Origin of the sequence: Pseudomonas sp. NPDC087814 (assembly GCF_044742865.1) — a bacterium.
In the GTDB taxonomy this organism is placed as follows: domain Bacteria; phylum Pseudomonadota; class Gammaproteobacteria; order Pseudomonadales; family Pseudomonadaceae; genus Aquipseudomonas.
Map to the genome: position 1 here is coordinate 35,399 of NZ_JBIUVK010000032.1, position 11,498 is coordinate 46,896.

Sequence of the window (11,498 nt, forward strand, 5' to 3'; positions counted from 1 at the left end):
CCAGCACCATGCCCCTGACGTCGTCGTTGACCAAACCCCTGGCCCCTTCGTGGGCCAATCGCTTTAAAGAGCAAAGCCTCGAGCGTGGCCGACGCTACGCCCTGGAAAACCGCGTGCGTATCGTCGAGTCCGGCGACAGCACCATCATTGCCAGCTGCGAAGGCTCGGGTGGCAATGTCTACCGCCAGACCATTTCGCTGCGCGAATCCGCCAAGGGCACGCTGATCCTGGTAGACAGCCGCTGCACCTGCCCCGTGCACACCAACTGCAAACACATCGCCGCCGTGCTGCTCAAGGTCCAGGAAACCCTGGCCTACCCGGAGGCGGCCCAGGATGCCGAGTTGCTGGAGAAGCTCCAGGCGGTGCTGGATAACCGCGTGGTGTTGCCGCAAGTGGTGATGGAAGACGTGCAACCGGTGCCGCGCCTGTGGCTGGCGAGTATCGAGTTCAGTGCCTTCGAGCCGCGCAACGGCAAGATGCAGCGTTATATCCAGCATCGCGCGGCGTTGTCCTTCAACTATTTGGGCAACTACGTCAGCGGCCAGAAGAACGCCGACATTATCGTGCGCCAGGAACAGCAGAGCCTGCGGATCAAGCGCCACCCCGAGGTGGAGCAGCAGTTTCGCGAACAGCTGCGCCTGCTGGGCTTCAAGATCGCCACCCGCCAGAGCAAGGCCCTGCCGGAAAGCGCCGGCGAGCTGTTCGAGATGGTCAATGACAGCGCGTGGCTGAACTTCACCCTGAATGCCTCGCCGAACCTGCGCGCCCAGGGTTGGGAACTACAGATCGACGAAGATTTCGGTTTTGACCTGAGCGCCGTCGACGACTGGTACGCCAGCGTCGACGAGATGCCGGAGCGCGACTGGTTCGATCTGGAACTGGGGATCATCGTCAACGGCGAACGCCTGAGTCTTCTGCCGATCCTGTTGAACCTGATGCGCTCTCACACCGAGATCCTCAACCCGGAAAAACTCGCCCGGCGTCGCGATGACGAACTGATCCTGGTGAACATTCCCGGCCTGCCCAACGGCCACGGCCCGCTGCAAGTCGCGCTGCCTTACGGCCGGCTGAAACCGGTACTGGCGACCCTGGGCGAGTTCTACCTGCAAGAGCCCGGCACCACCGCGCTGCGCCTGGCCAAGGCCGACGCGATTCGCCTGAACCCGCTGGAAGACCTGCCGCTGCAATGGGAAGGCGGCGAAAAGATCCGCAACTTCGCCCAGCGCCTGCGGGACATCAAGGATTTCAGCTGCGAAGCGCCGGAAGGCTTGAACGCAACGTTGCGCCCTTATCAACTGGAAGGCCTGAGCTGGATGCAGTCGCTGCGCCAACTCGACGTCGGCGGGATTCTCGCGGATGACATGGGCCTGGGCAAAACCCTGCAAACCCTGGCGCATATTCTCAGCGAGAAAATCGCCGGACGCCTGGACCGCCCGTGCATGGTGGTGATGCCCACCAGCCTGATCCCGAACTGGCTCGACGAAGCGGCGCACTTCACGCCGCAGCTCAAAGTCATGGCTTTGTACGGCGCGGGGCGCAAGAAACATTTCCCTCAGTTGCAGGACTACGACCTGCTGCTGACCACCTACGCCCTGCTGCCCAAGGACATCGAGCAACTGGCCGCCCTGCCCTTGCACGTGCTGATCCTTGACGAAGCGCAGTACATCAAGAACCCCAACAGCAAGGCCGCCCAGGCGGCCCGCGAGCTGAACGCCCGCCAGCGCCTGTGCCTCAGCGGTACACCGCTGGAAAACCACTTGGGCGAGCTGTGGTCGCTGTTCCACTTCCTGCTGCCGGGTTGGCTGGGGGACGTGAAGAGCTTCAACCGCGATTACCGCGTACCGATCGAAAAGCGCGGCAGCGATGTGCGATTGCAGCACCTTAATGGTCGGATCAAGCCGTTCCTGCTGCGTCGCACCAAGGAGCAGGTGGCGACCGAGCTGCCGCCCAAGACCGAGATCATCCACTGGGTCGACCTCAACGAAGCCCAACGCGACGTGTACGAAACCATGCGCCTGGCGATGGACAAGAAAGTCCGCGACGAGATTACCCGCAAGGGTGTGGCGCGCAGCCAGATCATCATCCTGGAGGCGCTGCTCAAGTTGCGCCAGGTGTGCTGTGATTTACGCCTGGTCAATGATGCAACCCTGCCGGCAAAGGGCAGTAGCTCGGGCAAACTCGACAGCTTGATGGAGATGCTCGAAGAGCTGTTTGCCGAAGGCCGCAGGATTCTGCTGTTTTCCCAGTTCACTTCGATGCTGAGCCTGATCGAGGCCGAGTTGAAGAAGCGTGGCGTGGCTTATGCGCTGCTTACCGGTCAGACGCGGGATCGGCGCACGCCGGTGAAAGACTTCCAGAGCGGCAAGCTGCAGATCTTCCTGATCAGCCTGAAGGCAGGCGGCGTCGGACTTAACCTGACGGAAGCCGACACGGTGATTCACTACGACCCGTGGTGGAACCCGGCCACGGAAAACCAGGCCACCGACCGTGCGTACCGCATCGGCCAGGAGAAGCCGGTATTCGTCTACAAGATGATTGCCCGGGGCACCGTGGAAGAGAAAATCCAGCATTTGCAGAAGGAAAAGTCTGATCTGGCGGCGGGCGTTCTGGATGGGCGGACGACGGGGGATTGGAAGTTGGGGAATGAGGATATCGAGGCGTTGTTTGCGCCGTTGCCTCATAAGCAGGAAAAGCGCTGACTGTTAGATCGCCTTCGCGAGCAAGCCCGCTCCCACATTTGACCGCATATACCCTGGAGGAATGCGGTCGGATGTGGGAGCGGGCTTGCTCGCGAAGGGCGCACCGCAGTTGTCAGTCGATTAACTGAGCATCTCGCAGCGCACCCAACGCCGCCAACCAACGCGGATCCTGCTTGTACTCGGTCGACGCCACAGCCTGGCCACGCATCCGCGCGATACGCGCCGACGGAGTGACCTTCATGCGCTGGGCGGCACTCAGGGCCAGCTCGGCGGCGGCGCGGTCGTTGCACACCAGGCCCATGTCGCAACCGGCAGTCAACGCCGCCTCAATACGACTGGCAGCATCACCGACCACATGAGCCCCCGCCATCGACAGGTCGTCACTGAAGATCACCCCGTCGAACTGCAACTCGCCACGCAGGATGTCCTGCAACCAGCGCCGGGAGAAGCCGGCCGGTTGCGCGTCCACTTGTGGATAAATCACATGGGCCGGCATGACGGCTGCCAGTTGCTTGCTCAGGCGCGCGAAAGGCACCAGGTCATTGGCGCGAATCTGTTCCAGGCTGCGCTCGTCGTTGGGAATGGCGACGTGGGAATCGGCTTCGGCCCAGCCGTGGCCGGGGAAGTGCTTGCCGGTGGCCGCCATACCGGCGCTGTTCATGCCACGGATGAAGGCGCCCGCGAGCACGGCGGCGCGCTCGGGGTCGCCTTCGAAGGCGCGAGTGCCCACAACGGCGCTGCGTTGGTAATCGAGGTCCAGCACCGGGGCGAAGCTCAGGTCCAGGCCAACCGCCAGCACTTCGGTTGCCATGATCCAACCGCACTGCTCGGCCAGTTGCTCCGCATTCGGGTTGTCGGCCAAGGCACGCATCGCCGGCAGACGCACAAACCCCTGACGCAAGCGTTGCACTCGGCCGCCTTCCTGATCGACCGCCAGCAACAGGTCCGGGCGCACGGCGCGAATCGCCGCGCTCAATTCACGCACCTGCCGAGGATGCTCGATATTGCGTGCAAAAATGATCAGGCCGCCCACCTCGGGCTGACGCAACAAGTGGCGATCCTCAGCCGTCAGCCAGGTGCCGGCAACGTCCACCATCAAAGAGCCTTGCAGGGCTTGGGTCATATAGCTTCCTTAAATAACGCACGCAGCCCGAAGCCCCCGCGAGATCGCATCGCCAGGATTGAATCTGGAGACGGACGCTCAGCGAGCGCAACGGGCTGTGGATAAATAGCTGAAATCGGCATGGGCGGCTAGCTTAGCGGATGCAAGCGGCCGCGCACACCCGGGAGGGGTTAAACCTTGGCCGGGACCGGTACTGACTTGCTGCGCGGGCGCAATTGGGCGGCGGCCATGGCCTGGTCGGTGACGCCGGTTTCGGCACGCATGCCGGCGGCGAGAAACGGCACCATCAGGCGCATGACCTGCTCGATGGAGGTGTTGACGCCGAAGTCGGTCTCGGCAATCGCACGCAGTGCCTTGATCCCGGACATGCTGAATGCCGCGGCACCGAGCATGAAGTGCACGCGCCAGAACAGTTCGATTGGCGGGATACGCGGGGCGGCTTCGTTGACCAGCAACATATAGCGGCGGAACACCTTGCCGTACATGTCTTCAAGGTAGCGGCGCAGGTGGCCCTGGCTCTGGCTGAACGCCAGGCCCAACAGGCGCATGAAGATCGACAGGTCGTTGCCGCTGCGTGGCTGAACCACCAGGGCTTGTTCGACGAGGATCTCCAGCAGGTCTTCCAGGCTTGGCTTGTTTTCAGGCTTGGCCTGGCGACGCTCCAGCTCACGGTCGAGGCTGATGCAGAAAGGCCCCAGGAAACGTGAGAACACGGCCTGGATCAGCGCCTTCTTGGAGCCGAAATGGTAGTTCACTGCCGCCAGGTTGACCCCGGCCTTGCTGGTAATCAGCCGCAATGAAGTTTCAGCAAATCCTTTTTCCGCGAACAACTGCTCGGCAGCATCGAGAATGCGTTCAACGGTTTCCGACTGGGCCATGGCTACTCCGCCTGACAAACACTTGTTTGAAACATACGTTTCAAGCTATGTCTTGTCAAGCCTGCAGGTCGGTTTGCGGCTGGCCGGTCAGCTATTTCATGGCCATTTAATCACATTCGCCAAGGTCTGTAGGCAGCGCTGTCTCCAGTGTGTAGGACAGGTGATAAATGACCGTCCAGCGGAGTGACTGAAAACGGTGATTGCCAAGCGCAGTCCACTGTATATAATCCCAGTCACTGTATAAAAAGACAGAGCGATCAACATGCTAAAACTGACGCCACGCCAAGCTGAGATTCTGGCTTTTATCAAGCGCTGCCTCGATGACAACGGCTACCCGCCGACCCGGGCGGAAATTGCGCTGGAACTGGGATTCAAGTCACCCAACGCCGCTGAAGAACACCTAAAGGCCCTCGCCCGCAAAGGCGCGATCGAGATGACCCCGGGTGCTTCACGCGGTATTCGCATCCCTGGCTTCGAAGCCAAGGCCGACGAGTCGACACTGCCGATCATCGGCCGCGTCGCAGCCGGTGCGCCGATCCTGGCGCAACAGCACGTCGAGGAATCCTGCAACATCAACCCGACCTTCTTCCATCCCCGTGCCGACTACCTGTTGCGGGTCCATGGCATGAGCATGAAGGACGTGGGCATTTTCGACGGCGACCTGCTGGCCGTCCACACCACACGTGAAGCTCGCAATGGCCAGATCGTCGTCGCCCGTATCGGCGATGAAGTGACGGTCAAACGCTTCAAGCGCGAAGGCAGCAAGGTCTGGCTCCTGGCCGAGAACCCCGAATTCGCGCCGATTGAAGTGAACCTGAAGGATCAGGACCTGGTGATTGAAGGCTTGAGCGTCGGCGTTATTCGCCGCTAACGGAGGCATCATGCAGTTCCTACAGACCCCACAACACACTCAACTGTCGCTGTTTGAGGCCTTTATGGCCCAGCCCCTTGCGCCCATCCTCAAGGAAGTGGTCGAAGCGCCCTGGAGCGCCGAACCCGAGGCGTTCAGTGAACTGTCGTTGCGCGGTGCTGCCGGGAACTGCCTGAGCCTGTTGGCGCCGATCCTTCGCGAATTGAGCGAGGAACAGGACGCCCGCTGGCTGACGCTGATCGCCCCGCCGTCCAGCCTGACCCAGGCCTGGTTGCGGGATGCCGGCCTGAACCGCGAACGCATCCTGTTGCTGCAACCCCGTGGTGCTCAAAGCGCCCAGCAGTTGACCTGCGAAGCCTTGCGCCTGGGCCGTAGCCATACGGTGGTCAGCTGGCTGAACCCGCTGACCACAGCGGCCAGGCAGCAACTGATCAGCGCCGCCCGCACAGGTGATGCGCAAAGCTTGAACATTCGGTTGGGATAAAACGATACGCGGGTAACTGACAGCTGTCAGGATCCGCCATGACGCGAGGCTTCTTCAGAATTGAGAAGCCGATCTGCACAATTGAAGCCTGTAAAAAAGTCGACAGACGGACTCAGTGAAGAATCCGCGGGCCGTCTTCCTTTTCCGGTTCGCCTTCAGCCAGGCGCCCCGCCATCTGCACACCTACGCTCAACATGGCTTTTGCCACTTCCACGTGCTGGCCCTGTAGGAACGCTTTTGCGTCCTCGGAAAAATCCAAGATCACCAGAGAACCCTCGTCCTCAGCCCGGCGCAGCTCGATTCGGCCGTCGGGCAACTCAACAATTTCCAGAAAGGACGTTGGCATAAAAGTCTGTTCTCCACGAAAGGCCGGCATTATATCAGTCTTGTGGCGAGCGGGCTTGCCCGCATTGGGCTGAGCCGCGGCCCTCCGACAGCTGACACTGCCAGGCCTGAAAAGCCTTGGGGCTGCTTCGCAACCCAACGGGAGCAAGCTCCCTCGCCACAAGAGCGGTAGTTGTCAGCGAAAAGCCTTCAGCACTCGTTCAATCCATCCCGAAACCGAATGGCCAACTTCTTCAGCTCCTGCCGCCAGCTTTCCAGCTCTTCCCGGCTCAACGGCTCGGGTCCTTCTTCGTCCAGGCTTACGGCCACGATCAGCGGCTGGGTCACATCGCCTTTGGGCGTGTGCTTCACCCGTGGCGGTTGGAACATCTCCGCGTGGGCTACCAGCAAGCGCGCCAGCCAACTGTCCGGGCTTTGCGCCATCTCCACCAGTTCGGCCAACTCCGGGATGGCCATGGACTCCAGCACATCCCGGTGGATGATCATTTCCGCACGCGGCGAGCCGGCCTGCGGCAGACGGTAGAACCCGGCGATCTCATGGCACAAGCCAAGCAAGGCGCCATACAGGTGGAACAGCGCGGCTTCACGCCCGGCCTGTACCAGCGCGATAGCGTTCATCTCCTTCCCTTCCTCGGCACGGCCAAGGGCTTCCAGGGACAAACCCGCGAAGTAAATTTTCTGGTTGGTACGGGTATAGAGTTCGTTGGCCATGAAGGCAGTCTCCACAACGAATAAGGCGTGATGCTGGCTGAACAGTGTCACGGATCAGCCAAGGCCACTGCAAGCGCAAAAAAAAGGCCGCCTATCAAGGCGGCCTTTGTGCATGTAGCTGATCGTATCAAGCGCCCTGGCGCTTGTCCTCGACCTTCCACTTGCCACCGTCGTAGAACGCTTTCCAGCCGGTAGGCTTGCCTTCAACCTCGGTCTGCACGTACTGCTCCTTGGTCTTGCGGCTGTAGCGGATCACGGACGGACGACCGTCCGGGTCCTTCTTCGGCGCTTCGCAGAGGAAGTGGTACTTCGGATCGATCTCGTCCTTGTGGGGAACGATCTCCATCACCAGCGGTGCACGGGTCTCACGGTTTTTCGGGAACTGGCTGGCAGCCAGGAACAGCCCCGAAGCACCATCACGCAGGATGTAGGTGTCGTTGACCTTCTCGCACTTGAGCTCAGGCATCTTCACCGGGTCCATCTTCGGCGGCGCCGCGTCACCGCTTTTCAGCAGTTTGCGGGTGTTCTTGCACGTCGGGTTGGTGCAACCGAAGAACTTGCCGAAACGGCCGGTCTTGAGCTGCATCTCGCTGCCGCACTTGTCGCATTCCAGGCTCGGGCCTTCGTAGCCCTTGATGCGGTAAGTGCCTTCTTCGATCTCGTAGCCGTTGCAATCCGGGTTGTTACCGCAGATGTGCAGCTTGTGCTTCTCGTCCAGCAGGTAGGCATCCATTGCCGTGCTGCAGATCGGGCAACGGTGCTTGCCACGCAATACCAGAGACTCAGATTCACCCTCGTCATCGGCCGCGATTTCATCGCCCGGCACCAGGTTGACGGTGGCCTTGCAGCGCTCTTTCGGCGGCAGGCTGTAACCCGAGCAACCGAGGAATACACCGGTGGAGGCGGTACGAATCTGCATCGGGCGGCCGCAAGTGAGGCACGGAATGTCCGTCATCACCGGCTGGTTGGCCCGCATGCCGTTCTCGGCGCTTTCAGCCACTTCAAGTTTCTTCTTGAAGTCGCCGTAGAACTCGTCGAGCACGTTTTTCCAGTCGCGTTCGCCCTGGGCCACGTCATCGAGGTTCTCTTCCATGCCGGCGGTGAAGCCGTAGTCCATCAGGTTGGAGAAGCTCTCGGACAGGCGCTCGGTGACGATGTCGCCCATCTTTTCCGAGTAGAAACGACGGTTGTGCAAGGCCACGTAGCCGCGGTCCTGGATGGTGGAGATGATCGCCGCATAGGTCGAAGGACGACCGATACCGCGTTTTTCCATCTCCTTGACCAGGCTGGCTTCCGAATAACGCGCCGGCGGCTTGGTGAAGTGCTGGGACGGGTCGAGCTTGATCAGCTTCAACACATCGCCCTGAGCCATGTCCGGCAGCACATCGTCGTCGCCCGGCTTGGCGATTTGCGGCATTACGCGGGTGTAACCGTCGAACTTGAGGATACGGCCCTTGGCACGCAGCTCGAAGTCACCAGCACCCACGCTGACAGTCGTCGACAGGTATTGCGCCGGCAGCATCTGGCACGCCAGGAACTGGCGCCAGATCAGCTCATAGAGGCGCTCAGCGTCGCGCTCCATGCCGCTCAGCTTGCTTGGCTCGGTGTTGGCGTCGGAGGGACGAATCGCTTCGTGAGCCTCTTGTGCGCCTTCCTTGCTGCTATAGACGTTCGGCTTCTCCGGCAGGTACTTCTTGCCGAATTCGCTTTCAATATAAGTACGCGCCATCGCCACCGCGTCTTGCGACAGGTTGGTGGAGTCGGTACGCATATACGTGATGTAGCCCGCTTCATACAGGCGCTGGGCCATCATCATGGTCTTCTTCACCCCGAAGCCCAGGCGGTTGCTCGCGGCCTGTTGCAGGGTGGAGGTGATGAACGGCGCCGACGGCTTGCTGCTGGTGGGCTTGTCTTCACGCTTGACGATGCTGTAGCTGGAAGCCTTGAGCTTCTCCAGCGCGGCCATGGCCTGGGCTTCGTTGAGCGGCTTGAAGGCCTCGCCTTTCTCGCGGGCCACTTCAAAGCGCACGTTGTTGCCCTTGGCGGTGCCCAGGTCAGCGTGCACTTCCCAGTATTCTTCGGGGTTGAACGCACGAATCTCGCGTTCACGCTCCACCACCAGCTTTACCGCAACCGATTGCACACGGCCGGCGGACAGGCCACGGGCGATTTTCGCCCACAGCAGCGGCGAGACCATGTAACCCACGACACGGTCGAGGAAGCGACGGGCCTGTTGGGCATTGACGCGGTCAATGTCCAGTTCGCCCGGCTTGGAGAAGGCTTCCTGGATCGCCTTCTTGGTAATTTCGTTGAACACCACGCGCTTGTAGCGGCTGTCGTCACCCCCGATGGCTTCCCGCAGGTGCCAGGCAATAGCCTCCCCTTCGCGGTCCAAGTCGGTTGCGAGATAGATGGTGTCAGCATCCTTGGCGAGCCGGCGCAGCTCTTCGATGACCTTTTCCTTGCCCGGGAGGATCTCGTACTTGGCTTTCCAGCCATGATCGGGATCGACACCCATGCGCGAGACCAGCTGCTTGCGCGCTTTCTCTTTAGGCGTGAGCACCGGACCTTCGCCCGCAGCCGCCTTGCCACGCTTGGCGGCAGGCTCCTTGCTGGCGCTAGCCGAACCGCTGGTGGGCAGGTCTCGGATATGGCCGATACTCGACTTCACCACGTACTCGTTACCCAAGTACTTGTTGATGGTCTTGGCCTTAGCCGGGGATTCCACAATGACCAGCGATTTGCCCATGGATCGGAAAATTCCTGAATTCGAGAAGTGAAAGGCGGTTGGCGCCTGACGCGGCAACGCTATATATAGTGGCAACAAGGTGAGGTCAAGCGCAGCATTCTGCGCGGCCTGCCTTTATTGCACGGAAAAAAGGCTGGGTTCGGCCTGCATCAAAGCAAAGCGCGGGACCTGTTCGCCGTCAACTTCGACGGTCTCAAGGAACATGCTCAAGGGACGCACCCAAAAGCCGTAATCGCCATACAGTGCTTGGTAGAACACCACTTCCTCTTCGGTCTCGGAATGCCGCGCCACATTAAAAACGCGGTACTGCGGACCTTTATAATGCTGGTAGAGCCCTGGTTCGACTTTCATGCTCTGGCCCTCTTACAAAATTTGTTAAAAAAAAATATAAAAAATTCCAAAAAACAAAAACCGGGGCACTGGGCCCCGGCTTCCGTCAACGAAACGTTTAGATACGTTCGAAGACGGTGGAGATGCCTTGGCCGAGGCCAATGCACATGGTTGCAACCCCAAGGTTGCCGCCATTTTGCTTCATCACGTTAAGCAACGTGCCGGAGATACGAGCGCCGGAACACCCAAACGGGTGACCCAAGGCAATCGCGCCGCCGTGCAGGTTAACCTTCTCGTTCATCTTGTCGAGCACTTTCAAATCTTTCAGCACTGGCAGGGCCTGTGCGGCGAAAGCTTCGTTGAGCTCGAAGAAGTCGATGTCGGAGATAGTCAGGCCTGCGCGCTTCAATGCTTTTTGTGTGGCCGGTACTGGACCATAGCCCATGATTGCCGGGTCCACACCTGCGACTGCCATCGAACGAATCACGGCCATCGGCTGGATACCCAGGTCCTGGGCACGCTGGGCCGACATCACGATCATGCACGAAGCACCGTCAGTGATCTGCGACGAAGTACCGGCTGTCACGGTGCCGCCCTTTGGATTGAAGGCCGGCTTCAGGGCCGCCAGGCTTTCCAGGGTGGTGTCCGGACGAATGGTTTCGTCGTAGTCGAACAGTTTCAGGAAACCGTTCTCGTCGTAGCCGTTCATCGGGATGATTTCATCCTTGAACTTGCCTTCCACGGTTGCCTTGTGGGCCAACTGGTGGGAACGCAGGCCGAATGCATCCTGGGCTTCGCGGGTAATGCCGTGCATTTTGCCGAGCATTTCAGCGGTGAGGCCCATCATGCCCGAGGCTTTCGCCGCGTACAGGGACATGTGCGGGTTCGGATCCACACCGTGCATCATGCTGACGTGGCCCATGTGCTCCACGCCGCCAACCACGAACACATCACCGTTACCGGTCATGATCGCTTGGGCAGCGGTGTGCAGCGCGCTCATGGACGAGCCACACAGCCGGCTGACGGTCTGGCCGGCAGCGGTGTGCGGGATCTGCGTCATCAGGGAAGCCATGCGGGCGATGTTCCAGCCCTGCTCCAGGGTCTGGTTGACGCAGCCCCAGATCACGTCTTCGACTTCGTTCGGGTCGACCTTGACGTTGCGTTCCAGCAATTTGCTGATCAGGTGCGCCGACATGTCTTCGGCACGGGTGTTGCGGTGCATGCCGCCCTTGGAGCGGCCCATCGGAGTACGACCGAAGTCGACAATCACGACGTCTCTTGGATTCAAGCTCATAAATATTCTCGCTC

Annotated in this window: 10 protein-coding genes; 3 read left to right on the forward strand and 7 right to left on the reverse strand. The window is 60.5% G+C overall.

Annotated elements, in window-relative coordinates:
- Positions 1-8: 8 nt before the first annotated feature.
- Positions 9-2,699 carry a DEAD/DEAH box helicase gene (locus ACIOMR_RS21080; RefSeq protein ID WP_401196183.1) on the forward strand — a complete coding sequence of 897 codons (2,691 nt, stop codon included), beginning with the start codon at positions 9-11 and terminating at the stop codon, positions 2,697-2,699.
- 112 nt (positions 2,700-2,811) lie between these two features.
- On the opposite strand, the gene nagZ is transcribed toward ACIOMR_RS21080, so the two are convergent.
- Both nagZ and psrA read right to left on the reverse strand, forming a co-directional pair.
- Positions 2,812-3,822 carry a beta-N-acetylhexosaminidase gene (gene nagZ, locus ACIOMR_RS21085; protein ID WP_003218962.1) on the reverse strand — a complete coding sequence of 337 codons (1,011 nt, stop codon included), beginning with the start codon at positions 3,820-3,822 and terminating at the stop codon, positions 2,812-2,814.
- Positions 3,823-3,992: 170 nt separating this feature from the next.
- Entirely contained in the window at positions 3,993-4,700 is a 708-nt protein-coding gene (psrA, locus tag ACIOMR_RS21090) for a transcriptional regulator PsrA (protein ID WP_003218964.1), read from the reverse strand.
- Positions 4,701-4,962: 262 nt separating this feature from the next.
- Between psrA and lexA the strand changes: the two genes are divergently transcribed.
- Positions 4,963-5,571 (forward strand): transcriptional repressor LexA, encoded by a 609-nt coding sequence (lexA, locus tag ACIOMR_RS21095; RefSeq protein ID WP_003172575.1) that lies wholly within the window; start codon positions 4,963-4,965, stop codon positions 5,569-5,571.
- Between the two features lie 10 nt (positions 5,572-5,581).
- Entirely contained in the window at positions 5,582-6,055 is a 474-nt protein-coding gene (sulA, locus tag ACIOMR_RS21100; RefSeq protein WP_003218967.1) for an SOS-induced cell division inhibitor SulA, read from the forward strand.
- A gap of 112 nt (positions 6,056-6,167) precedes the next feature.
- On the opposite strand, the gene ACIOMR_RS21105 is transcribed toward sulA, so the two are convergent.
- From ACIOMR_RS21105 to fadA, 5 genes are all read right to left on the reverse strand, one after another.
- Complete coding sequence (locus ACIOMR_RS21105; protein ID WP_003218969.1) at positions 6,168-6,401, reverse strand: hypothetical protein; 234 nt, start codon at positions 6,399-6,401, stop codon at positions 6,168-6,170.
- 188 nt (positions 6,402-6,589) lie between these two features.
- Positions 6,590-7,111, reverse strand: a complete 522-nt coding sequence (locus ACIOMR_RS21110; protein ID WP_003218971.1) for a DUF6586 family protein — start codon at positions 7,109-7,111, stop codon at positions 6,590-6,592.
- Positions 7,112-7,238: 127 nt separating this feature from the next.
- Positions 7,239-9,860 (reverse strand): type I DNA topoisomerase, encoded by a 2,622-nt coding sequence (topA, locus tag ACIOMR_RS21115; protein ID WP_003218973.1) that lies wholly within the window; start codon positions 9,858-9,860, stop codon positions 7,239-7,241.
- A 114-nt stretch (positions 9,861-9,974) separates the two neighbouring features.
- Positions 9,975-10,211: a DUF1653 domain-containing protein gene (locus ACIOMR_RS21120; RefSeq protein WP_008437597.1), complete on the reverse strand. Its 237-nt coding sequence runs from the start codon at positions 10,209-10,211 to the stop codon at positions 9,975-9,977.
- A 97-nt stretch (positions 10,212-10,308) separates the two neighbouring features.
- Positions 10,309-11,484, reverse strand: a complete 1,176-nt coding sequence (gene fadA, locus ACIOMR_RS21125; protein ID WP_003218978.1) for an acetyl-CoA C-acyltransferase FadA — start codon at positions 11,482-11,484, stop codon at positions 10,309-10,311.
- Between the last annotated feature and the right edge of the window lie 14 nt (positions 11,485-11,498).